Below are 23,282 nucleotides of genomic sequence, written 5' to 3'. Positions count from 1 at the left end.
CCCCCGGTGCTTGTCCGGATGGGTGACCGCCCCAAAGTGGAACGCCTTCCACGGGGCGAGTATGGTGGGGGCAGCTATGCGCAAACCCACGATTCAGGATGTCGCCCGTCAGGCAGGAGTGGGGGTCGGCACCGTTTCCCGGGTGCTGAACAACCACGCGGCCGTTAAGGGCGTGACCCGCGAGACGGTCTTAAAGGCCATCGCGGACCTTGACTACACCCCCAACCCGCACGCCCGGCGCATCGCGGGCGGCAAAAGCTACACCATCAGCGTCCTGTTGCCCGTGCTGACCACCGAGTTCTACGTGCGCCTGCTCGACGGGCTGGAGCACGCCTTTCAGGAAGCCCGCTACGACGTGGCGATCTTTCCGCTGCTGGACCGCTCCCGGCTGGAGCGCTACCTGCGCTCGCACACGCTGGCGTATCAGGCCGACGGGCTGGTTATGGCGACGTACAACCTCACCCAGCTGCTCACCGAGCGGCAGGTGCGGACCCAACAGCCGACGGTCCTGGTGGATGCCCACGCCGAGGACTCCGACTGCGCCTACATGGACAACGTGACGGGCGGGCGCATGGCCGGCGAATACGCGGTGACCCTGCCCGGAAACCTGCACGCCATCTGGGTGGAAACCGAACTGGACCAGCTGTTTACCACGCGCGTCTTCGAGGAGCGCCGCGCCGGATTTATGGAGGCCGTGCAGGCGGGGGGCCGCCAGGTCAAGGCCGAGTACACCTCCAGCTTCGATACCCTGGCCGCCCGCAATGTCGCGACGGCCCTGCTGGACGGAGCCGAGTTTCCCTGCACCGTCTTTGCCTCCGCCGATCTACTCGCGGGCGTGCTCCTCGACGAGGTGCAGGCACGGGGCCTGACTCCAGGCAAGGACGTGTATGTGATCGGCTTTGACGATCAGCCCTGGGCCGCCGCCCGGGGCCTGACCACCCTGCACCAGCCCGTCGAGCAGATGGGCTACGAGGGGGCCCAGCTGCTGCTCACCCGCCTGAGCGGCCACCGGGGACCGCCCCGCGCCCGCCGCTTCGAACCCCGCCTGGTGGTAAGGACGAGCGCGTAAGGGCTGAGCAGCGCTGATCCAGACGTGGCGGTGAGAGCGCCAGTACCGCACCGCTTCGTCCGCAGACGACCTGGGTTCAGTCCGAGGGCGGCAGGCACCTCACGCCTCCGATGAGCACGCCTTTCTTCTCGGTATTCCAGAAAAAAGCTGCCTGGGCTCCACCGGCCATTCTCGTCATGGAATTCTGCGGTATGCCCGTCCAGGTCGTCGGTCCCTCGGTATTCCGCGCCGCACTTCTGGGAACGCGAACTTTCCCCTGCCATGCCCCCTCCGCTACCTGAGCGCTGAAAGAGCTGCTTCCCCGAGCAGCCGTCCTTTTCGGCGACAGCCGTGGCCCCCGCGCTACACCCGCGTGACGACCACGCCCGCACCGCCAATGCCAAAGGCGTCTTTCTCAACGTGCCCGCCGGAGAGGACGTTCAGGGCGGTCGAGACGTACCACCACAGCCGCCGCGAGCGGGGGCGTGGCCGCAGCTGCGCTCCACCGTGATGTTCAGGCGCTTACCCGGCTTTGCTGCAAGGGTGCACTTTCCCCGAAAGGCCTTCCACCCCCCGCTCTTCGCGCAGTTGTCCGAGTTGCGCCGCGCGTGGAAGGCGCAGCCCTCACGGCGCCCCATTCTCCCCCATGCGCATTTCGCTCGCCGGGCCCGGTCAAAAAGAAGTCCACTTCTTGACACATGTTCTCAGACCTTACTCCAGCATGTTCTGATCCTGACGCTTCCAGCACCGCCACTGCTGCGGCGCGTTCTTCCGGGAGACCATCACATCCAGATCCGAAGGAGGCGCGCGCGCGCAGGCCTTGGTAAAGCCAGCCGTCCTTCGGCGCCAGGGGCCAGCTTTCCGCAAACTGGTATCCGCTGTGGGTCGTTTGCCCCTGCCGGTGGTGCCAGATGCCCTCAATCTTTGCGGGGAGCACACCTTCGGCGCTGCAGTCCAGCGAGGGTGATCTTTGTCCGCCTGCTTTGGAGCGGCGGTCTTTGAAGCTTGCGCCAGTGACCTGCTCGGCAAAGCCTTTTTACCGCCCCAGCGGCCCCCGCGCGCTGTCCTCCTCCCGCCAGTGCCGTGAGCACGCCGCCGGTGGCCTCCGCGTACCTGCGGGGTCAGCGCGGGGAGGGTGCCCAAGGCACCGAAACGGGTTCCGGAACGTCCGTTACATGCCCTCGGGTTCGGGGATTCCACGCCTCTCCGCCACCGTTTTTCCTGCTTGCTCCGCTCGGGTGAACCCGTTATTTCATCATGGACTCGCCGGAACCTCTATGGGCGGAGCTGAACTTGCCCCACCGACTGCAAAGGCCGGAAACACCACCGCGAGCGGTTGACCCCGGGCCTTCACGGTGTTCGTGCTCGTCCAGAACGGGTCCCTCTTTTCCAGCGCTCCTTGAGAGATGCGGGAGACCTGTGCGCGGCGCGCGTAGATCACCTCCGCCTTGCCGCAATCAGGGCGCTGCCTGAACGGGAAGGGGGTGTAGAACGCGGGAAGTTCGGCACAGGTACCGGGCCGGCGCATCTCGCCTCCTCTGAAGCGCAGTAGCACACGTCCGAAGGAGAAGCGCCCTCCCAGCTCTGGGCTGCGTGAGCCCGTTACCCGAAATACCCCAGCAGATCGATCAAGGTCCGCGCGTAATCGTCTGGCCTGATGCCGCGTTTTTCCAGCTTGACGCCAGGCGGGAAGGTGCTCACTTCGGTCTTGTGCGGGTAGCGCTTCAGGCCCGGCGCGTCGTAATCGAGCGTCTTGTAGGCGAACGTCACCTGAAGGTGCGTCATCGTCTCGCCGATGCTCAGGGCGCGCTTGGCAACGGCAGTGAGGCGCAGCTTGGCAAGGTCGATAAAGTTCTGGACTTCGGGCGTGGGTGGACCGTACTTCTTGCGCAGGTCACGCTCCACCCGGCTGATGGCCTGAAGAGTGCGCGCCTCGGACAACCGGCCATAGGTGGCGATGCGCTCCTCCTCGTTGCGCTCGAAATACTCGGGCGTCAGGCGGGCGTTGATGGGGAGGTCGATCGAGACCGTGGCGGGCGTCTCCACCGTCTCCCCTTTCAGGCGGGCGACGGCCTGCGCGAGCAGTTCCGTATACACATCGATGGACACGGCCTGCACGTGCCCGTGCTGCTCCTCGCCCAGGATGTTGCCCACCCCGCGAATCTCCATGTCTTTCTCGGCGAGCAGGTGCCCCGAGCCGAGGTCTTGCAGATCGGCAATGGCCCACAGCCGGCGCTGGGCGTTCTCGGTCATGCGCGGTGGGTAGAAGAGGTAGGCGTAGGCGGTCTGCTGCCGCCGCCCCACACGTCCCCGTAGCTGGTAGAGCTGCGCAAGGCCAAGCCGGTCCGCCCGCTCAATCAGGATGGTGTTCGCCTCGGGAATGTCCAGCCCCGTCTCCACGATGGTGGTGGAGAGCAGCACGTCGAAGGCCCCCTGCTCGAAGCCGAGCATGATCTCTTCGAGTTCTTCCTCGTTCATGCGGCCATGCGCCACACCGATGCGGGCCTCGGGAATCAGGTTACGCAGGTACAGGCTGCGCGCCCCGATAGAGGCGATACGGTCATGGATGTAAAAGACCTTGCCACCGCGCTCGATCTCGCTGATGATCGCGTCGCGCACGGTCACCGGGTCGAAGGGTGCGAGGATGGTCTGGATAGGTTTGCGGCCCTTTGGCGGCGTCTGGATGGAACTCATGTCGCGCAGGCCCACCATGCTCATGTACAGGGTGCGCGGAATGGGCGTGGCCGAGAGGGCCAGGGTGTCCACCGCCTTCACGCCCTCGGGAATGTCGATCTTGCCGTCCTTGGGGACTTCGGGCAGACCGCGCAGGGCCCGCAGCTTTTCCTTCTGCCCCACGCCGAAGCGGTGCTCCTCGTCCACGATGATGAGGCCCAAGTCCTTGAACTGGATGTCGCCGCTCAACAGTCGGTGGGTGCCGATGATGATGTCCACCTTGCCCCGCGCGAGATCGGCGAGGATGGCTTTGGCCTGCTTGTCGCCGGTAAAGCGGGACAAGCCCTCCACCCGCACCGGCAGGTTCTTGAAGCGTTCCACGAAGGTGGAGGTGTGCTGCTCGGCCAGCAGCGTGGTGGGCACGAGGACCGCCACCTGCTTGCCGTGCCCGACGACGCGGTGGGCGGCACGCAGGGCCACCTCCGTCTTGCCGAAGCCCACGTCGCCGGAAATGAGGCGATCCGCCGGATTGGGCTTGTCCAGGTCCTTCAACGTTTCCTTGAGGGCCGTGCGCTGATCGCGGGTGAGTTCAAACTGAAAGTTGGCCTCCACCTGCTGGTCCCAGTCGGGCTGAGCGGGAAAGCTGTTGCCCGGCGTGACCTGCCGCGCGGCGTACTGCACGAGCAGTTTGGCCGCCACCTGCTCGGCGTTCTTGCGGGCCTTTTCCTTGGCCTTGGCCCAGTCCTTCTTGTCGAAGGACGACAGCACGGGTGGGTCGTCAGTGGTGCCGGGATGGCGGCGCAGCACGGGCAGTTGCTCGATGGGCACGCTGAGGCGTGCACCTCCCCGGTATTCGAGGTTGAGGTAGTCGCGCGTCACGCCCAGAACGGTCCGAGTCTCCAGGCCCTGAAACTGCCCGATGCCGTGTTCGGGATGAATCAGATAGTCCCCCACATGAAGGCCAAGCGCGTCGGTGACCGGTTTCCCCGCAAGCTTCTTGCCCCGCAGCGCCGAGCCACCCTGAAAACCGTAGATCAGGTCCTCGGTCAGAACCACCATGCGGTGTTCGGGGATGACGAAACCGCCCTCACCCTGGGCGCGCAGAAAACCCAGGCCGCCTTCCTCCACCCGGGGAACGCTCAACCAGGGAATCTCGTGGGTGCCCAGCAGCTTGTCCGCCAGGTACGCGGCGGTGCGGTCATGGCGCACGAGGATCAGGACGCGGTATTCGGCTTCCCGCCACTCCTCCACGTCCCGCGCGAGGTCCGACAACCGGGCGCGGTAGAAGGGCAAACCCTTAAGGTCCAGCTCGAAGTCGGTAAGGTCCAGCGGCGCGCGGCCAAAGCTGGTCACTTCCCGCCCACGCAATCGGGGCCACAACGTGTCGGCCAGCGGCCCGAGGGCCGAGGCGTAGAACTCGGGAGCGTCCAGAAACACGCGGCCCGGCAGCAGCTCCAGACGGGTGGCGTCCCACTTCGTGGCCGTCAGGTAGTCGGCGGTGGGTTCGAGGGTGAAGCGCTCTATCTTCTCGCCCTTCAGGTCCCCGGGCGCGAGGCGGCGCAGGGTGTCGAGTTCGTCACCGAAAAACTCGGCCCGGATTCGCAGGGCCTCCTCGCCTTCGGGGACGCCCGAGCCGGGTTGAAGGTGCAGTTCCAACGTGTCGCCGCGCAGCGTGTACCCGGCCTCGTCGTCCTCGGGATCGTCCAGGCGCTCGTAGCCCAGGCGCTCCAGGCGGGAGAGCAGTTCCTCGCGTGGAACGTTGCGGCCCACCAGCAGGGTCAGGGCGTGTTCTTCCGGGTGTGCGGGGAACAGGTCCAGGGCCGTGTTCACGTCCAGCACAACGTGTTCGTGCCGGGTGTCCCAGTCGCGCAGGCCGGGATTGACCGTGACCGGCGCACCCAGCGCGCCCGCCGAGGCGTAGGAGGCCACCCGGTCCGGTGTGGTGAGCAGCAGGGTGGGGCCGGGGTGGGCGGCAAACAGGGCCGCGCGGGCCACCTGGGGCAGCAGCAGCACGTTTCCGACAGGCGCGGCCTGAAGCAGTTTGGAGAGGTTGGGGGCGGCGACCGTCACCGGAAGATTGTACGCGGGAGAGGTGAAGGGGAAACGGCAGCTTGTTCGCCGTCGGTTCAGGGTTTGGTGTGGAGTACAGTCCTCCCATGACCACCGGCATGACGCCCGAAGCCGACGCCGCCCTGCGCGCCCACGTCCGGGCCCTGCTGACCCTGCCGCAGGCGCACCTCACTCTGGACGCGGTGCTGAATGACTTTCCCGAGGAGCACCGCCATACCCGCGTCCAGGGCGTTCCCTCTTCCGCCTGGGAACTGCTGTGGCACCTGCGTTTCACCCAGCGCGACATTCTGAATTTCGTGCGGGATGGGGCGTACGCTGAACCGCGCTGGCCCGCCGACTACTGGCCGGCAGAGGACGCGGCGCAGGACTGGGAAGCGGAGGTGCACGCGTTCTGGCATGACTTTGGGGAAGTGCTGGCCCTGCTGGACGACCCGGCGGTGGACCTCCTCGCGGTGGTGCCGAACGGAACGGGCGAGGGTGGCGGCGGACAGACTTGGCTGCGCGGGTTCTTGCTCCTCGCGGACCACAACGCCTATCACGTGGGGCAACTGGCACTGCGCAGAAAGATGCTGGGTGGGGCGTAAGGGGCGCCGGAGACGCAGCCGCCATCCCTACTCCACTGGGCGAAATGTCCAGAAACGGTGTGCAGGCCCTCTCCCGCGCGCTGCCTCTCCGGGGACGGAGCGTGGGCGACCGCCTTCGGAGCGCTTCCTGCTGGGAGAATTCGAGGAGGCCCTCGCCAGCAGGCGTGTCCCTCCAGGGCCGTGGTCCTGGACCGGCGACACCGAGATGCTCCTGTCCGTCGTCGCCGCTTTGCAAGCCCACGGAGCGAGCGTTTCGGTCCCTCACGCGGTCGTGGTCGGTCCAGGCAACGCGCGCCGCGTCAATTGCGTGACGCGGCGGACTGGTGGGCCACCGTGGGAAACGCCCTTGGCAAACAGGGGCTTACCGCTCCGCCATGCCGCGCAGGACCCCTCGGAGCCTTTTTTGCCGCGGACACGGCGCGGGTGGTGAAGCGAGCAGGCACGGCGGTCCAGCGCCGTTCCCCACACCCACCCGGAAGCGGTGGCCGGGGCCCTTACCGCCGCTGTGGCGGCCGCCCGCCGCGTTCGTCCCTCCGGAGAACAGCAGAAGCCTTCGCCTGCCACATTCTGCCGGTCTATTCAGTCCGCAGGCCCTCCCCGCGAGCGCTGCCCCTCCCACCCCGTCAGCAGCACCCCCGTTTGCCGGGTGTTGGGCCCGGTAAAGGCGCTGGGCGTGGCTTCACCGCGCGCCGCCCACCATTCCAGTCCGTACAGCCGGCCCGACGCGCTGGGACGGGAGGTGACGCAGGACACGTCAATCTCCTGCCCCCGGCCGGCGCCAACGGAGTGAAAGGTGCGGTACGCAAAGGAGGTGGGCGCAGCGCTCGCGGGGAGGGCGGTCAGAGAGAGCAGGAGCGCGAGGCGCTTCACGGCTCCAGGGAAGGGACCGAGCACACGATCTGCTGGGTGGACGGATAAGTTGACAATCTTTCTCAACTGAACTGCTATGCTTTGTTTTATGAAGTGGACTTTGTTTTCTCTCCTGTCTCTCACCGTGGCGCTGGGCAGCGCGCAGGCGCAGCAGGCCCGAGAATTGAGGCTCGGTGTGTTCCCCAACATCACCCACGCTGCGGGCCTGATAGGTGTGCAGCGCGGCCTGTTTCAGAAGGAACTCGGCGGCGTCAAGCTGGTGGTCAAGGAATTTGCCAACGGCTCGCAGATCAACGAAGCCTTTGCGGCGGGCGCGATCGACGCCGCCTACGTCGGGCCTGGCCCGGCCATGAACGCATTTATGCGTGGCGTGCCCATTCAGGTGTACGCGGGTGCGGCGAACGCGGGCGCGGTGCTCGTGGCCCGTAAGGACGCGGGGGTGCGGAACGTCAAGGGCCTGGGCGGCAAGAAGGTGGCCGTACCCACGCGCGGCTCCACCCAGGACATCAGCCTGCGCCACCTGCTGCACGAGAACGGCCTCAAGGCCACCGACGAGGGCGGCACCGTCACCATCGTGCCCATCGATCCGGCCAACATGCCTGCCGCCTTCGCGGGCAAGCAGGTGGACGCCGCCCTCGTGCAAGAACCCTGGGGTGCGGTGATGGAAACGCAGGGCGCGCGGCTGATCGCCAACGAAAAGGCCATCTGGGCGGGGGGCAACTACACCACCACGGTGCTCGTGGTGAACACCAAGTACGCCGCGCAGAACCCGGAAGCGGTGAAAGACCTGCTGCGCGGTCACCTCGCCGCCATCAAGTTCATCGCCTCCAGCAACGCGGGCGCGCAAAAGGCCATCGCAGACCAGATCGCCGCCTTTACCGGCAAACGCCCCAACACGGCCGAACTGTTCAGGGCCCTCGCCCGCACCCGGGTCACCTGGGACATCAACCTCAAAACCCTGGCGGAGTACGCCGAGCTCAACAAGGAGGCTGGCTTTGCGCGCGACGTGCCTGACCTGAATAGGTTCGTGGACCTGAGCGTGGTGCGGGGGCTGGCCAAGTAGCCCCTGGCCTTTTGCCTGGAGCAGCCCTGGCCCCGCGCTGGGGCTTTTGCCTTGCTGGTTGCTGGCCGCTGGCAACTGACCGCTACACTACCTCCCATGACAGGACCCAAAAAAGGCTCAAGAGGCCGCCCACCCAAGCGCAACGTCGCGCAGGGACGCGGCGGCATCACGCGCGAGGGCACGCGTCCGGTGCGCGAACCGCGCGGCTCGGGAGGGGAAGGCGAGCGTTCCGAGCGCGGCAAGGCGGCAGAACAGGGCAAGACGGGGCCCGCCCGTACCGGAACGGCAAAAACTGGGCAGACTGGAAGCGGTGCGCGGGGAGGTGGCGGGTCGCGGAGCGGCGAGGGCAACCCCGCACGGCGCAAAGCCGGCGAGGGCGAGGGACGCAGTGGGGGCGGGGGGGCCGGGACCTTCCGCTTCGGCGCAGGCAGATCGAGCACGGACCGCAAAGCCCCGCCCCGAGTGGACAAGAAAAAGCCTCTGCCCGAACTCAAGCGGGTGCAGCTCGACGCGCCGGACCCGGGCAAGGTGTTTCGGGACCGCGACGGCGAGGGGCTGACCTTTCCCGACAGCAACCTCAAGCGGGTGGCGGCACAGATTCTGACGGAGCGAAACAAGGCGTGGCGCTACCGGGCCTTTCCCTTTCCACTGTTCACTGAGCGTGGCACCGAACAATCCTTTTATTTCGACTTCTACATCTATGACGCCGAGGACAGCGTGATCCGGCTGATTCTGGTGGTGCCTTTCGAGTCGCGCGAAGTCTGGGACCGGGTGGGGCGTTTCAAGCGGCAATACCCCATGTACACCTACGAGCTGTGGACGCCCGAACGGCTGGGGCAGCTGCAAAAGCCCCGCACCCAGCTGGGTTTCTGAGCCCCGAAGTCCCACCCGCTTTGCCGCCTCTTAAGAGTCCGGGTGGAGGCGGGCGGACTGTGAGGCCGGGTCTCCGCCTGATGAGAGGGGCATGGTAACGTTTCCACCTACGGGCGGTGACTTCACGGGTTGAGTACCAGCAGGCCCCGAAGCCGCCGCCTTCTCGTGTCTCATTTCCAGTCCACCCGCGACGGGCCCCGTGCCCGTGGAGAACGCCATGACGACCCCAGACCGCCTTTCCCCCGCTTCCCCAACCGATTCCCCCCGCGTCCTGCCCGGTAGCCCCTACCCACTGGGAGCGGTGTGGGACGGCAAAGGCACCAACTTCGCCCTGTACTCCGAAAACGCTTTCGGCGTGGAGCTGTGCCTGTTCGACGAGGCGGGCGCAGAAACGCGCTATCCCCTGCGCGAGCAGACGGCCTTCGTGTGGCACGGGTATCTGCCCAGCGTCGGCCCTGGTCAACGCTACGGATACCGTGTTCACGGCGAGTACGCGCCGGAAAAGGGCCTGCGCTTCAACCCCAACGTGGTGCTCTCAGACCCCTACGCCAAGGCGCTGGACGGCACCGAGCAGCTGGACCGCGGCGTCTTCGGTTATGTGCCGGGCGGTGACGACCGGGTGATGCAGCAAGAGGAACAACGCGGCGCACCCCTGGGTATCGTGATCGATCCGCTGTTCAACTGGGTGGGGGACCGCAAGCCGAAGGTGCCCTTTCACCAGTCGGTGATTTACGAGGCGCACGTCAAGGGCCTGACCATGACCCATCCGGACGTGCCCGAGGCGCTGCGGGGCACCTACGCGGGCATCGCCACCGAGCCCGTCTTGACGTACCTGCGCGAACTGGGCATCACGGCCATCGAGTTCCTGCCGGTGCATCAACATGTGGACGATCCCTTTTTGCTGGACAAGGGCCTGAGCAACTACTGGGGCTACTCCACCCTGAACTTCTTCGCGCCCGACGTGCGCTACTCGGCGGCGGCGCGGCGGGGTGACCCGGCGGGCGCGGTGCCCGAGTTCAAGAACATGGTCCGCGCCCTGCACGACGCGGGGATTGAAGTAATCCTGGATGTGGTGTACAACCACACGGCGGAAGGCAACCACATGGGGCCCACAATGGGCTTCAAGGGCATCGACAATCCCACCTACTACCGCCTGGTGGCTGACAACCCGCGCTTCTACTTCGATTACACCGGCACGGGCAACAGCCTGAATGTGCGGCACCCGCAGACGCTGCAGCTGATCATGGACTCGCTGCGCTACTGGGTCACGGAAATGCACGTGGACGGCTTCCGCTTTGACCTCGCCTCCACGCTGGCGCGCGGGCTGCACGAGGTGGATCAGCTGTCCGGCTTTTTTACCATCATTCACCAAGACCCGGTCATCAGTCAGGTCAAGCTCATCGCCGAGCCCTGGGACGTGGGCGAGGGCGGTTACCAGGTGGGCAACTTCCCGGTGAACTGGGCCGAATGGAACGGCATCTACCGCGACGATATGCGCGCCTTCTGGAAGGGTGAGGGTGGGCTGGCCTCCGAAATCGGCTACCGCCTGACCGGCAGCAGCGACCTGTACCAGCGCGACGGACGCAAGCCTTACGCCTCCATCAACTTCGTGACGGCCCACGACGGCTTTACCCTGCGCGACTCGGTGACCTACGAGCACAAGCACAACGAGGCCAACGGCGAGAACAACCAGGACGGCCACAACCACAACATCACCTGGAACTGCGGGGTGGAGGGCGAGACGGACGATCTGGCGGTGGGCAAACTGCGCGCTCAGCAGCAGCGCAATTTCCTGGCGACGCTGCTCCTGGGGCAGGGCACACCGATGGTGCTGGGCGGCGACGAGATGGGACGTACCCAGAAGGGCAACAACAACGCTTACTGTCAGGACAATCAGATCAGCTGGTACGACTGGGGGAACGTGGACGCCGAGCTCCTCGCCTTTACGCGCAAGGTGATCGCCCTGCGCAAGGCCCACCCGTCGCTGCACCGCCGCAAGTTCTTCTCGGGGCGCACCATTCGCGGCGAGGACGTGCGCGACATCGTGTGGCTCCGGTACGACGGAGCCGAGATGAGCGACGCCGACTGGAACAATCCCCAGACCCAATCGCTGGGTATTTTCCTCGACGGCGACGGCCTGGACGACATGGACGCCGAGGGCCGGCGGCTGGTGGACGATCACCTGCTGCTGATGCTCTCGGCCTCGCACGTGGACCTGCCCTTCCGCCTGCCCGAGCTCGGCGGCTGCGGTGGTTGGCGGCTCCTGGTGGACACCAGCGACGACCACGCCGAGGAGCAGATCAAGGCGGGTGAGGAAACGGTCCTCAGGGCCCGCAGCGTCAAGCTCTACTCGTGCGCGAGGACAGAGGACGGCGGCGGCGAAGCCAAGGCCTAAAGCCGGGTCACCGGGCCGGGCTGAGGGCAGAACGCTCCTCCCGGCCCTCTGCTTTTTTATGCCTCTCTTCTTCTTCTCTCTGGTGGCCCCTGGGCACGTACGGCCGAACCTTGAGGTTCCTCTCACCGGAGGAGCGCCTCTCCTCACGTAGCCTGACCCACCCGCCGCTGCCCCTTGCGGGCGCGCCGCATGGAAGGAGTACCCCATGACCCATACTTCCGCTTCCGGCCCGGCTCCGGCCGGCCCGAACGCCATTTCCGATCCTGGCCCTGATCCGGCCTCCTTTTCTGCCTCCACCGTTTCCTCCGGTCCCTCATTGGGCGCCCACCTCCAACCGGGCGCGTCGAGCACCGTCTTCCGGGCGTGGAGCACCGCAGCGCAGACCGTTGACGTCCGGGTCAACGGCCAGAACCACACCATGGAGTCGCTCGGAAACGGCCTCTTTGAAGCCAGGCTGCCCGTGGGGGCCGGCGCGCGTTACCTCTTTGTGCTCGACGGTGAACCCCGCCCTGACCCCTACGCCCGCTTTCTGCCGGACGGCGTCCACGGCGAGGCCGAGGTGGTGGACCTGCACGGCTACCGCTGGGCGCATTCGGACTGGCGCGGCCTGGAACTTTCTGGGTGCGTGTTCTACGAGCTGCACGTGGGCACCTTCACGCCGGAGGGCACCTACCGGGCGGCAATGGAGAAGCTGCCCGAACTCGCCGCCCTGGGCGTAACCGCCATCGAGCTGATGCCGCTGGCGGCCTTTCCGGGTCAGCGCGGCTGGGGCTATGACGGCGTGGCCCTGTACGCGCCCTTTGCCCCCTACGGCCGCCCAGAAGACCTCATGGCCTTTATCGATGCCGCGCACGGCCACGGCCTGGCGGTGTTTCTGGACGCCGTGTACAACCACTTTGGGCCGGACGGCAACTACCTGGGGGCCTACAGTCCCTCGTACTTCACCGGGCGCTTTCATACCCCCTGGGGTGCGGGGCTGGATTACGCCGAGCCCCATATGCGCCGCCTCATCACCGAAAACGCCCGCATGTGGCTGCGCGACTACCGCTTCGACGGCCTGCGGCTGGACGCCACCGCCGAGATGCAGGACGACAGTCCCGTCCACATCCTGCGGGAACTGGCGCAGGAGGTTCACGCCCTGGGCGGCCACCACCTGCTCGTGGCCGAGGACCACCGCAACCTGCCCCGCCTGGTGACCGAAGACGGCCTGGACGGCCTGTGGGTTGACGACTTTCACCATGAGGTCCGCGTGACGCTGACAGGCGAGCGCGAGGGCTATTACGCTCCCTTTATGGGGGGAGCTGCGGCGCTCGCCCACGTCATTAACCGGGGCTGGGTCTTCGAGGGCCAGCCCTGGCCGCTCGACGGCCACCACCGGGGTGAACCGGCGGACGCCCTAAACGCCCCCAGCTTCGTGTACTGCATTCAGAACCACGACCAGATCGGCAACCGGGCTGTGGGGGACCGGATGCACCACCTCGCGCACGTCTCGCCCGCCGCCTTTCGGGGGGCCTCCACGCTACTCCTGACCCTGCCCACAACGCCCCTGCTGTTTCAGGGCCAGGAGTGGGCGGCGTCCTCGCCCTTTCCCTTTTTCAGTGACCACCACGGAGAACTGGGCCGGGCAGTCTCGGAAGGCCGCAAGAAGGAATTCAGCTACTTCGAGTCGTTCTCGGCGGGCGAGGTGCTCGATCCCCAGGAGGACGCCACCTTCGAGATGGCCAAACTGAACTGGGCCGAGCGTGAAGGGGGCGAACACGCGGTCACGCTCACCCTGTACCGCGAGCTGCTGAGGCTGCGGCGTGAAGACCCTGTGTTGCGCCACCGCACGCGCAAGAACATCCAAGCCGGGAATGCCGGAGACGTGCTGTGGGTCCGCCATCTGGGGGCGGACGGCGAGCGCGTGCTGCTGTGGAACCTGGGGCAGGAAACCGCAGACCCCGAACGTCTGTCGCTCTCCTTTACGCTGCCGCCCTCGGTGCTGCGGCATTCCGAGGGCCGTGAAGAGAAGGTGTTGGCACCCGGCGAGGCCGCATTGTTAGGGTCGGGAGTATGAGCGAGCTGGTGGCCTCCATCTCCCCCACACTCCCCACCACCCACACCCCGTCGTCCACCTACCGCCTGCAACTGCACCGCGACTTCGACTTTGCGGCGGCTCGGCGGGTGCTGCCCTACCTGAAGCGCCTCGGCGTGACCGACGTGTACCTCTCGCCCATCTGGACGAGCGCTCCCGGCTCCACCCACGGCTACGACGTGACGGACCATGTCCGCGTCAACCCTGAACTGGGCGGCGAAGGCGGGCTGCGGCGATTCTCGGCCAGGGCGCGGGAACTGGAACTCGGGATTCTGGTGGACTTCGTGCCCAACCATATGGGCATCCAGGGGGGCCACAACCCCTACTGGGAAGACGTGCTGACCCACGGGCAGGCCAGCCGCTACGCGCACTTTTTCGACATCTCGTGGCAGCCCCTCAAGCGGGCGCTGGAGAACAAGGTGCTGCTTCCCGTGCTGGGCGATCAGTACGGGCGGATTCTGGAGCGGGGCGAACTGCACCTGAACCGGGAAGGGGGGCACTTCTTCCTGACCTACTGGGAGCGCCGCCTGCCCGTCTCGCCGCGCTCGCTGGGGCCACTGCTCACCGCGCTGGCAGGGGAAATTGGGGCGAAGCTGGACCCAGATACCCGGGCTGAACTCGCCTCGGTGGCCCGCGCTGCCGAACACCTGCCGCGCAGCACGAGCGGGCATCTGACCGACGACGACCGCCTGGCCCGCGCGCAGGAATCTGAAGTCATCACCCGCCGCTTCACGCGGCTGTTGGAAGCGTCTCCACGCCTCACAGGGGCGCTGGACAAGCTGGTGGAAGCGGTGAACGCCAACTCTGCCCGCCTGGACAGCCTGATTCAGGAGCAGAACTACCGCCTGGCCTCCTGGCGGGTGGCTGCCGAGCAGATCAACTACCGCCGCTTTTTCGACATCAATGACCTGGCCGCCCTGCGGATGGAAGACCCACGCGTTTTTGCCTGGGCACACTCCAAACTGCTGCACCTGATCGGCGACGGTGTGGTTCAGGGGGTGCGCCTGGACCACACCGACGGCCTCTTCGATCCGGCGGGCTACTTCCGCGCGTTGCAGGAGAGTGCGGCGCACGCGCTGGGACGGCAAGAGACGGCGGATGAACTGCCCCTCTACGTGGTGGCCGAGAAGATTCTGGAACCCGGCGAGCAACTGCCCGAAGACTGGGCCATTCACGGCACCACCGGGTACGATTTTCTCGCGCAGCTGAACGGTCTGTTCGTGGACAGCACCAACGAGGAGGAGGTCACCGCCATCTACCGGCGTTTCACCGGAGACCGCGAGCCGTACTCCCAGCACCTGTACCGGGGCAAACTGCTGATTCAGCGCGCCTCGCTGCCCGGCGAGGTCAACGTGCTGGCAGAGCACCTGGAGCGCATCGCGGAGGCAGACCTGCGTTCTCAGGACTTTACCCTCTCCGCGCTGCGCGAAGCGATCCGGCAGGTCATCGCCGTTTTTCCGGTGTACCGCACCTATGTCCGTGCGGACGGCGCACGAGAACCAGGCGACAACGCCAAGATCGAGCAGGCCATCCGCGACGCGAAGGCGCAGAGCCGGACCGAACTCGACCCCAGCCTCTTCGACTTTCTGGAAGCGGTGCTGAAGCTGGACGCGCCGGACGAGGCCACCCGCGAACGCTACGCTGAATTCGCCCTCAAGTTCCAGCAGCTGACCGGCCCCGTGACGGCCAAGGGGGCGGAGGACACGGCCTTTTACCGTTACGTGCGCCTGGTGTCGCTAAACGAGGTGGGCGGTGATCCGGCCCATTTCGGCACCCCGCTGAAGAGTTTTCACGCTGAAGCTCGAAAGCGGGCCGAACGCTGGCCCGCCGCCATGCTGGGCCTGAGCACCCACGACACCAAGCGCGGCGAGGACACCCGCGCCCGCATCAGCGTGCTTTCCGAAATTCCGCAGACCTGGGCAGCGTACCTCAGCACGTGGCTGCCCCTGCTGCACGGCCTGCAACGGACCTCAGACCTCGGGCTGGCACCCACGGCGCTCGACGCCTACGCCCTTTTCCAGAACGCCCTGGGGGCCTACCCGCTCGACGGCAAGATGGACGACTTCGCCGACCGCCTCAGCGCCTACCTGCTCAAGGCCGCCCGCGAGGCCAAACTGCGGACGAGCTGGGCTTCGGGCGACCCCGATTACGAGGCGGCGCTGGAAGGCATGGTGCGCGGGCTGTTGGACCACGAGCGCTTCTCCGGGGGCCTGCGCGAACTGCACGCCCGCATCAGCCCGTACGGCGCGCAAAATGGGCTCTCGGCGGCGCTGATCCGCCTGACGGCCCCTGGCGTCCCCGACACCTACCAGGGCACGGAAGGCTGGAACCAGAGTCTGGTGGACCCCGACAACCGCCGCCCGGTGGATTACGCGTGGCGCACCCGGCTTCTTTCCCGCATCGAGAAGCGCTGGAACGAGGACCGCCTGCGACTCGCCCGCGAACTGCTGGCCCGCTACGAGGACGGCGGCGTGAAGCTGCTGGTTACCTGGGCCATCCTGCAAGCCCGCGCCGCCGAGCCAGACCTCTTCCGCCTGGGCACCTACCACCCGCTGGAGGCCGGGAAATACCTCGTCTCCTTCGCCCGAGAGCATGAGGGCAAAGTGGCCGTGACCGTCGCCCCCCGCTTTACCTGCACCCTTACCCGCGAGCGCACGCCTTGGGCGCTGGGCGAAACCTGGGGCAACCGGCAGCTGACCCTGCCGCGCGCCGGAACCTACGAGAACGTCTTGACGGGCGAAACCTTCCGCTTCCGGGGCGAGAAGGTGCCGGTGGCGAAGGTGCTGGAGGAGTTCCCGCTGGCCCTGCTGGTGAGGAACCGCTAGCCCTTGGCGCGTAGAGCGTCTCCAGAAGCCGCTGGTCGGGGGAGGGCGAGTGGACGACTCGGGCCCATCTAAGGTCAATGACCACGGTGTGGGAGGTACCGGAAGGGCTCTGGAGGCGCCCAGCCCCTCTGCTGGTGATCGGTCAAGCCCTGAATAAGAGCGGGGGGGGCAGCGGGCTGGCCCGAACTGGCAGCCAGTGGAGCGTGCCCCCGCCTGGGAGACGGCCCGGAATCCACTGTCCACGAACGGTTGTGCGCCGTGGTGGCACACGAATGCGCGCGGGAGTGCGGCCTGGCACTGGGAGCAAGCCGCATGCTCAAAGCCCCGCTGGGAGAAAGGGGGCTGGTGCGCCGGAAGCCCTGGGCAGCAACCCCACCAACCGGGGCAAAGCCGGGGGCGCGCACGCTTCCCCCCGGCGCCACAGGCACTGCACGCTCAGCTGCGCTGTATGGCGACTGGCGCCATGACAGCACGGTGCTCCTGGACGCCCTCGGCGCTGCCCGACCGCGGGTCCGGCCCGCGTGTCGTTCCTTGGCCGTGAATGAAGGGCCTGGCCGCGCACATCGTGGGCAGGGCAGCCCATTCCTGCTCCTGGTGATCCGCAACGCCCACCCACGGCGGTGGTGGGCGGGCGCTTGGCCCACTCGCCTCAGGTGCGCCGGGAGAAGCGTCAAGACCGTTGCCCAGTGGAAGGCCTGCCTCCTGCTCTGGTGCAAACCCGCACCCCTCAAAAAAACCTCCGGACAGGCGTTTATGGGGATTCCGGCTGCAGGCCAACAGCCAAGGGCATTGCCGGGAACCTTTCTCTCCTTTTCCCCGTATGGACAGACGTATGCAACTAACTGCAACCCGAACGGAAAACCTGGTTCGCACCTTCATGGCGCGGACGTACTCGTGGATGGCCGCCGGGCTGGCGCTGACGGCGGGCGTCGCTTACCTGACCGCGCAAAACCAGGAACTCGCCTATCAGGTGATGGACTTGCGAATGCCGCTGCTGCTGGCGCAACTCGCCATCGTCTTTACCCTCAGTCTGGCAGCACAGCGGCTGAACAGCGCCGTCGCCGGTTTGCTCTTTATCGCCTACGCCGCGCTGACAGGACTGACGTTCAGCAGCCTGCTGTACGCCTTCAGCCCCAGCGCCGTCACCGCCGCCTTCCTGACCACGGCGGGCACCTTCGGGGCCATGAGCATTGCGGGATTTACCATCAAGCGCGACCTCAGCGCCATGGGGCGCTTCTTCCTCTTCGCCCTGATCGGCCTGATCATCGCCACCCTCGTCAACTTGTTTGTGGTGAGCAGCGCCCTCACCTTCGGCATCAGTACCGTGGGTGTGCTGCTCTTCGCGGGCCTCACTGCCTACGACACCCAGATGCTACGCAATCTTGCGCTGAGCGGCGTACAGGGCGAAATGGCCGAGCGTGCCGCGATCAACGGGGCGCTGGCGCTGTACCTGGATTTCGTGAACATGTTCCTGTTTATCCTGCGGCTCTTCAGCGGCAGCAGCCGGAACTGAGCCGCACTCGGATTGAAGCACTTCGCAAACGACTCAATCCAAGCGCAGAAGGAGACAAGTGAAGAGGGCCGGGGGGTTGCCCCGGCCCTCTTCACTTCCCCTCGTCCCATACGGTTTCCGGAGCATCCGTTCCGACCGCTTCGGTGAATCCACGCCTCTGCGTCACCGTTTTTCCTGCCCGCTCCACCCGGCTTCATCCGTTATTTCATCACCGATCAAGCCGCATCCTTATCAGTCCCCTGCCCGGCGCGCCACCGCATGGCACAGCACCACGCACAGTCCATAGCCGAAGATCACGGCCATGATTGCCGAGCTTCCGCCGCCCAAGGCTCCCACCAGCGTGCCCGAGAGTGCGCCCAAGGCCGATTGCAGGGTGCCGTTGAGGGCGCTGGCACTGCCCACCCGCTGGGTCACGCTCGACAGGGCCAGGGCGGCGTTGTTGGGAAACAGCAGGCCGGTGCTGCACAGCAGGGCGAAAAACAGCGTGGCGACAAGCGGAATGCTCAGCACGGCCAGCAACGCGCCCGCCAGCAGCAACCCGCCAATCAGCAGCACCGCGCGTCCTGCCCACCGGGCAATCTGGCCGGGCTCGAAGCGGCGCAGCAGCGCGCGGTTGACCTGGGAGGCCGCCACCAGCCCCGCCGCATTCACGCCGAACAGCAGGGCGTAGAGCCCGGGTGTGGCGTGCAGCTCTTGCAAAAACAGGAAGGGCGAGCCGGTGATGTAGGCGAACATGGCTCCGAACGAGAACCCGCCTGCCAGCGCGTAGGCGATGAACTGCCGCCGACGCACCAGCCCCGCGTACACGCCCGCCGTGTCACGCAGACGCATTCCGGCGCGGGCAGCCACCGGATGCGTCTCGGGCAGACGCAGGGCCGTGAGCAGCAGTGCCAGCAGTCCGTACCCGGCCAGCACGATGAACATGGCCCGCCAGTTCAGCAGGTTCAGAATCCAGGTGCCCAGGGTAGGGGCAATGGCCGGGGCGACGCCCATCACCAGCATCAGGGTGGAAAAGAGGCTGGCTGCCGCCCGCCCCTCGTAGCGGTCCCGGACAACGGCACTGACAACGACGGCTCCCGCCGCACCACCCAGCGCCTGAATCATGCGCCCCAGAATCAGCAGGCCGATGCTGGGCGCAAGGGCACACAGCATCGCCCCCAGCACGTACAGCAGCAGTCCGCCCAGCAGGGGCGCACGCCGCCCATATTTATCGGTGATAGGGCCATAAATAGCCTGACCCAGCGCCATGCCGAACAGGTAAACTGCCAGCGTGTACTGCACCTGGCCCTCGGTGGCGGCAAGGTCCCGGGCAATGGCGGGAAAGGCGGGCAGATACAGGTCAATGGTCAGGGGGCCAACGGCCATAATCATGCCCAGCACGAGCGTGAAGCCCAGCGAGGGCGCGCGGCTCCCAGCGGCGAGGGCCGTCACGGGCAAACCTCCAGCGGCAGAGACGGAATCAGGAAGCGGAACATCCATCCATTGAACCACACACCGCTTTATAAATCAAAGTAGGCCATCTGGCCTCTTGTGTCCACAGAAAAGAGGCCCTGCCGTGACGGAAAGGGCCTCCAGCATAAAGTGCGTGAAAGTCTAGCGCACGCCGCTCAGCTTCAGCCAGTAAAAGTCGTGCTTGCCCAGCATCATGGGGTAGGTCTGGCCCTCCTCCACCGCTGGGAAGTGGCTGCCCCCGGCGAGGCTGATGGGCACCCGGCCCACGTGGTCCGAGAGATCCAGCCCAGCAGCCTGGGCCGAGGCAGCGAAGTTGCTTACGATCAGGATGGTTTCGTCACCGTGATGGCGGGTAAAGGCGAGGACGGCAGGGTTACCGGTTTCGATAAAGGTGAGGTCCCCATACGCAAAGGCGGGGTGGTTGCGCCGCAGCTCGATCTGGCGCGAGAGCCAATTCAGGAAGCTGCCCGGGTCACGTTGCTGGCTCGCCACATTCACCCGGCTATAGCCGTACACCATATCGGTGATGGGCGGGAAGAAGCACTGCTCCGGGGCCGCTGTGGAAAAGCCGCCGTTAAAGCCGCTGCTCCACTGCATCGGGGTTCGAACGCCGTTGCGGTCATTGAGGGCCAGATCGTCGCCCATGCCGATCTCGTCGCCGTAGTACAGGATCGGGCTACCGGGCAGGGCGAACAGCACCGCGTGCAGCAGTTCGAGGCGGCGGCGGTCATTGCCGAGCAGCGGCGCGAGGCGGCGGCGAATGCCCACGTTCAGCTTCATGCGCTGGTCCGGCGCGTAGGCGGCGTACATGAAGGCCCGCTCGTCATCGGTGACCATCTCCAGCGTCAACTCGTCGTGGTTGCGCAGGAAGGTGGCCCACTGCCCGAAGGAAGGAATCTCGGGCAGGCGTCCCATGATCTCGCGGATGGAGGAGGCGTCTTCCTTTTTCAGGCTCATGTACAGCCGCGGCATAACCGGGAAGTTGAAGCACATGTGGAACTCGGGCTTCTCCTCGGTACCGAAGTACTCCACCACGTCTTCCGGCCACTGGTTGGCCTCGGCGAGCAGCAGGCGGCCCGGGTACTCACGGTCCACCATCGCGCGCATGTTCTGCAAGATCATATGGGTTTCGGGCAGGTTCTCGCAGTTGGTCCCCTCGCGCTCGATGAGGTAGGGCACTGCGTCCACCCGGAAGCCGTCGAGGCCCAAATCCAGCCAGAAGCGCACCGCCTTGAAAATCTCCTCCTGAACCTGCGGGTTGTCGTAGTTCAGGTCCGGCTGCGAAGAAAAGAAGCGGTGCCAGTAATACTTGCCGCACTGCTCGTCAAAGGTCCAGTTGCTCGTCTCGGTATCGGTGAAGATGATGCGGGCCCCTGCGTACTCCGCGCCGGTATCGGACCAGACGTAGTAGTCGAAGTATTCGTTGTGCGTGCCGTCGGGCAGGGTGGGGCCGCGCCGCGCGGCCTGGAACCAGGGGTGGTCGGAGGAGGTGTGGTTGGTTACGAGGTCGCTGACCACCCGCAGCCCCCGCGCGTGCGCCTCGCGCAGAAAGACCTTAAAATCCTCAATGGTGCCGAGGTCCGGGTGGATGCTGACGTAATCGGCCACGTCATAGCCGTCGTCTCGCAGTGGGCTGGGGTAGAAGGGCAGCAGCCACAGGCAGTCCACCCCGAGGTCTTTGAGGTAATCCAGCCGTCCGGTCAGGCCGGGAAAGTCGCCCTTGCCGTCGCCGTTGCCGTCGGCGAAGGTGCGGACCGACAGTTCGTAGAAGACGGCGCTCTTGTACCACTCGGGCGTGGGGGTGGTCTGGGTCATGGAGGGCAGTCTAAGGTCAGGACTGGAATCGGTGCCAGAGGGACGCATGAGGAGCGCCAGGTTCCGGCGAACGGGCAGCAGGCGGTGGGAACGAAGCTGCTCCTCCCTCACGTCGGCGTCCGAGAGCTCCGTCAGGCTTCGTATTCCCCCAGTCTCGGCCTCCAGAATTCCAGCCCCCGGGCAGAGGCACGCCGTTGAGCGTGAACAGGCCCCACTGCCGCAAGAAGCGGAGGGTGCCCCCTGGGACCTGAATGGGGTCGGCTCCGCGCTGTGGCGGCTCAGGGGACCGAGGCCATAGAGGCTACTGCCCGAAGAAGAGGCGACGCCGCCACAACAGGACCTGCACCTGCGTCCAAGCCCAGCAATCAGAACGCTGCGTTGAAGAGATTCTTGGAGATTCCAGTCAACCTTGCCACAGTACTGATATTAGAATATCATTATCAGCCTATGGTTGCTCCTCCTGCTTTCACCACCGTGCTGCGCGGCTTTCTCGGCGCGGGCAAGACAACGCTGCTCAACCGCCTGCTTGCCCAGATGGAGGGCCGCCGCGGTGGTCAGTGGGTTCGGGACGGTGAAAGTGGATGCCAACCTGATCGCCGGTCTTGACGATCAGATCACCCTACCGTCCAACAGCTGCGTCTGGAAACGGCGCGGAGGCCCTGCGAAATTACACCGGACGGCACCTGGCCCTGGAAACGGCAGGGAAGTGGCTGGACCTCGGAGAGGCCTTCAGCAAGACCGTATCGGTCGGCGGCTGGATCCCTTGGGCCTCGGCGCCCTGCTGGACAGCACCCCGACTTGAATCCGGAGCCGCCTGCAGTCTGCCCTTCTCAATTCGTGATAAGGAGAAATCAATATGAACCGAGAGCGTTTCCCGACGGGGAAGAAAAATACGGCGGTCAACAGCGTCACGCGCCGCGGCAAGGCCCGCGCGGCAGGCGGAGTAGGCCGAAAGGCCACCGGCACCGTCAAGCGGATGCACAAGGCCAATCTGCACAAGTGGGGCATTCGCGAAAACGGGGTGGTTAAGCAGGTGTGGCTGAGTGTCCACACGCTGCGAACCCTGGCACGCGGCCCTGTCCGGGGAACCGAACTCGCATGAAGCGTCTGTTCCTGACTGCCGTTCTGCTGGGGGCCAGCGCCCACGCCGCGCCCCTCACCGTCAGCGCCACCACCACGATCATCGGGGACTTTGTGAAGGTGGTGGGCGGCAACCGGGTCAAGGTGAACGTCATCGTGCCCCCGGGAGGCGACACCCACACCTTCCAGCCCACGCCCGCCGCCATGCGCGGCCTGAGCGGCAGCCGTGTGGTGTTTATCAACGGCGCAGGGCTGGAGCCGTGGCTGCCCAAAGTCACCGCCGCCGCGCCGCGCGTTCCGGTGGTCACGCTGACGGCGGGCCTGAAGCTGCGGCCGGGCGAGGAGGAACACGAGGAAGCCGGGCACGCACAGGGCGGCGAGGACCACGGCCACGGCGCGTTCGATCCCCACGCCTGGTGGGACCCCAAACTGGCCGTGGGCTACGCGAAGGGCGTGGCGGTGGCGCTGACGAAACTCGATCCAGCAGGCAAAAAAACGTATACGGACAACCTGAACCGCTTCGTGGAACGGGTGATCGGGCTGGACGCCTACGCGACCAAGCAGTTCGCCACCCTGCCCGCCACCCACCGCCAGATCGTGACCAACCACGACAGCCTGCATTACTTTGCCAACCACTACGGCCTGCGGCTCGTCGGCGTGGTTATTCCCGGCCTGGGTACCGAGCGCGAACCGAGCGCACGTGAACTCGCGGGCCTGATTCAGACGGTGAGAAAGAGCGGCGCGCGGATCATCTTTACCGAAAACACGGTCAACGCCCGCCTCGCGCAGACGCTGGCGCGGGAAACAGGCGCGAAAGTGGCCCCACCCCTCTACACCGACGCCCTCGGCCTGGCAGGCAGCACGGGCGACACCTACCTGAAGGCGTTCCGGGCCAATGTGGACCTCATGGTGAAGGCCCTCCGGTGACGTCCTCGCAGTTGATTCTG

Annotated in this window: 16 protein-coding genes; 11 read left to right on the top strand and 5 right to left on the bottom strand. The window is 66.2% G+C overall.

Going from position 1 to position 23,282, the window contains the following annotated elements:
- Positions 1-76 precede the first annotated feature (76 nt).
- Positions 77-1,069, top strand: coding sequence for a LacI family DNA-binding transcriptional regulator (locus tag B9A95_RS18445; protein ID WP_084048628.1), 993 nt, complete (start codon positions 77-79; stop codon positions 1,067-1,069).
- Positions 1,070-2,303: 1,234 nt separating this feature from the next.
- On the opposite strand, the gene B9A95_RS18440 is transcribed toward B9A95_RS18445, so the two are convergent.
- Both B9A95_RS18440 and B9A95_RS18435 read right to left on the bottom strand, forming a co-directional pair.
- On the bottom strand, positions 2,304-2,576 hold the full coding sequence (locus B9A95_RS18440) for a hypothetical protein (protein ID WP_084048627.1): 273 nt from the start codon (positions 2,574-2,576) through the stop codon (positions 2,304-2,306).
- 74 nt (positions 2,577-2,650) lie between these two features.
- On the bottom strand, positions 2,651-5,791 hold the full coding sequence (locus B9A95_RS18435) for a DEAD/DEAH box helicase (RefSeq protein ID WP_084048626.1): 3,141 nt from the start codon (positions 5,789-5,791) through the stop codon (positions 2,651-2,653).
- 86 nt (positions 5,792-5,877) lie between these two features.
- Here B9A95_RS18435 and B9A95_RS18430 point away from each other — a divergent pair, with 86 nt between their 5' ends.
- Positions 5,878-6,375: a DinB family protein gene (locus B9A95_RS18430; RefSeq protein WP_212648346.1), complete on the top strand. Its 498-nt coding sequence runs from the start codon at positions 5,878-5,880 to the stop codon at positions 6,373-6,375.
- 579 nt (positions 6,376-6,954) lie between these two features.
- Here the strand turns inward: B9A95_RS18430 and B9A95_RS18425 are convergent.
- Positions 6,955-7,245 carry a hypothetical protein gene (locus B9A95_RS18425; protein WP_139806877.1) on the bottom strand — a complete coding sequence of 97 codons (291 nt, stop codon included), beginning with the start codon at positions 7,243-7,245 and terminating at the stop codon, positions 6,955-6,957.
- Between the two features lie 88 nt (positions 7,246-7,333).
- Between B9A95_RS18425 and B9A95_RS18420 the strand changes: the two genes are divergently transcribed.
- From B9A95_RS18420 to B9A95_RS18395, 6 genes are all read left to right on the top strand, one after another.
- Positions 7,334-8,308 (top strand): ABC transporter substrate-binding protein, encoded by a 975-nt coding sequence (locus B9A95_RS18420; protein ID WP_084048624.1) that lies wholly within the window; start codon positions 7,334-7,336, stop codon positions 8,306-8,308.
- A gap of 96 nt (positions 8,309-8,404) precedes the next feature.
- Positions 8,405-9,181: a hypothetical protein gene (locus B9A95_RS18415; RefSeq protein WP_084048623.1), complete on the top strand. Its 777-nt coding sequence runs from the start codon at positions 8,405-8,407 to the stop codon at positions 9,179-9,181.
- Between the two features lie 217 nt (positions 9,182-9,398).
- Positions 9,399-11,576, top strand: a complete 2,178-nt coding sequence (gene glgX / locus B9A95_RS18410; RefSeq protein ID WP_084048622.1) for a glycogen debranching protein GlgX — start codon at positions 9,399-9,401, stop codon at positions 11,574-11,576.
- Positions 11,577-11,781: 205 nt separating this feature from the next.
- Positions 11,782-13,632, top strand: a complete 1,851-nt coding sequence (treZ, locus tag B9A95_RS18405) for a malto-oligosyltrehalose trehalohydrolase (RefSeq protein WP_084048621.1) — start codon at positions 11,782-11,784, stop codon at positions 13,630-13,632.
- Complete coding sequence (treY, locus tag B9A95_RS18400; protein ID WP_084048620.1) at positions 13,629-16,475, top strand: malto-oligosyltrehalose synthase; 2,847 nt, start codon at positions 13,629-13,631, stop codon at positions 16,473-16,475. The genes treZ and treY overlap by 4 nt, the downstream gene beginning before the upstream one ends.
- Before the next feature lie 832 nt (positions 16,476-17,307).
- Positions 17,308-17,988: a Bax inhibitor-1/YccA family protein gene (locus B9A95_RS18395; protein ID WP_084048619.1), complete on the top strand. Its 681-nt coding sequence runs from the start codon at positions 17,308-17,310 to the stop codon at positions 17,986-17,988.
- A gap of 231 nt (positions 17,989-18,219) precedes the next feature.
- Here B9A95_RS18395 and B9A95_RS18390 read toward each other — a convergent pair whose 3' ends face one another.
- The gene (locus B9A95_RS18390; protein ID WP_170928706.1) at positions 18,220-19,419 is read right to left on the bottom strand and encodes a multidrug effflux MFS transporter; all 1,200 of its coding nucleotides are present in this window, start codon (positions 19,417-19,419) and stop codon (positions 18,220-18,222) included.
- A gap of 162 nt (positions 19,420-19,581) precedes the next feature.
- On the bottom strand, positions 19,582-21,255 hold the full coding sequence (treS, locus tag B9A95_RS18385; RefSeq protein ID WP_084050820.1) for a maltose alpha-D-glucosyltransferase: 1,674 nt from the start codon (positions 21,253-21,255) through the stop codon (positions 19,582-19,584).
- 447 nt (positions 21,256-21,702) lie between these two features.
- Here treS and B9A95_RS35550 point away from each other — a divergent pair, with 447 nt between their 5' ends.
- From B9A95_RS35550 to mntC, 3 genes are all read left to right on the top strand, one after another.
- Positions 21,703-21,861: a GTP-binding protein gene (locus B9A95_RS35550; protein ID WP_084048617.1), complete on the top strand. Its 159-nt coding sequence runs from the start codon at positions 21,703-21,705 to the stop codon at positions 21,859-21,861.
- A gap of 250 nt (positions 21,862-22,111) precedes the next feature.
- Entirely contained in the window at positions 22,112-22,357 is a 246-nt protein-coding gene (locus tag B9A95_RS18375; RefSeq protein WP_084048616.1) for a L28 family ribosomal protein, read from the top strand.
- Entirely contained in the window at positions 22,354-23,262 is a 909-nt protein-coding gene (gene mntC, locus B9A95_RS18370; RefSeq protein WP_084048615.1) for a manganese ABC transporter substrate-binding protein MntC, read from the top strand. Before B9A95_RS18375 ends, mntC begins: the two co-directional genes overlap by 4 nt.
- The last annotated feature ends 20 nt before the right edge of the window (positions 23,263-23,282 follow it).

Origin of the sequence: Deinococcus hopiensis KR-140, assembly GCF_900176165.1 — a bacterium.
Classification (GTDB): domain Bacteria; phylum Deinococcota; class Deinococci; order Deinococcales; family Deinococcaceae; genus Deinococcus; species Deinococcus hopiensis.
The sequence above is the reverse complement of the archived record's forward strand: the minus strand, read 5'-3'. Positions and strand labels throughout refer to the sequence as shown.

Coding starts and splice junctions, on each gene's coding strand:
- B9A95_RS18445 (WP_084048628.1), top strand. CDS start 77: ATGCGCAAACCCACGATTCAGGATGTCGCCCGTCAGGCAGGAGTGGGG.
- B9A95_RS18440 (WP_084048627.1), bottom strand. CDS start 2,576: ATGCGCCGGCCCGGTACCTGTGCCGAACTTCCCGCGTTCTACACCCCC.
- B9A95_RS18430 (WP_212648346.1), top strand. CDS start 5,878: ATGACCACCGGCATGACGCCCGAAGCCGACGCCGCCCTGCGCGCCCAC.
- B9A95_RS18420 (WP_084048624.1), top strand. CDS start 7,334: ATGAAGTGGACTTTGTTTTCTCTCCTGTCTCTCACCGTGGCGCTGGGC.
- B9A95_RS18415 (WP_084048623.1), top strand. CDS start 8,405: ATGACAGGACCCAAAAAAGGCTCAAGAGGCCGCCCACCCAAGCGCAAC.
- glgX (WP_084048622.1), top strand. CDS start 9,399: ATGACGACCCCAGACCGCCTTTCCCCCGCTTCCCCAACCGATTCCCCC.
- treZ (WP_084048621.1), top strand. CDS start 11,782: ATGACCCATACTTCCGCTTCCGGCCCGGCTCCGGCCGGCCCGAACGCC.
- treY (WP_084048620.1), top strand. CDS start 13,629: ATGAGCGAGCTGGTGGCCTCCATCTCCCCCACACTCCCCACCACCCAC.
- B9A95_RS18395 (WP_084048619.1), top strand. CDS start 17,308: ATGCAACTAACTGCAACCCGAACGGAAAACCTGGTTCGCACCTTCATG.
- treS (WP_084050820.1), bottom strand. CDS start 21,255: ATGACCCAGACCACCCCCACGCCCGAGTGGTACAAGAGCGCCGTCTTC.
- B9A95_RS35550 (WP_084048617.1), top strand. CDS start 21,703: ATGGTTGCTCCTCCTGCTTTCACCACCGTGCTGCGCGGCTTTCTCGGC.
- B9A95_RS18375 (WP_084048616.1), top strand. CDS start 22,112: ATGAACCGAGAGCGTTTCCCGACGGGGAAGAAAAATACGGCGGTCAAC.
- mntC (WP_084048615.1), top strand. CDS start 22,354: ATGAAGCGTCTGTTCCTGACTGCCGTTCTGCTGGGGGCCAGCGCCCAC.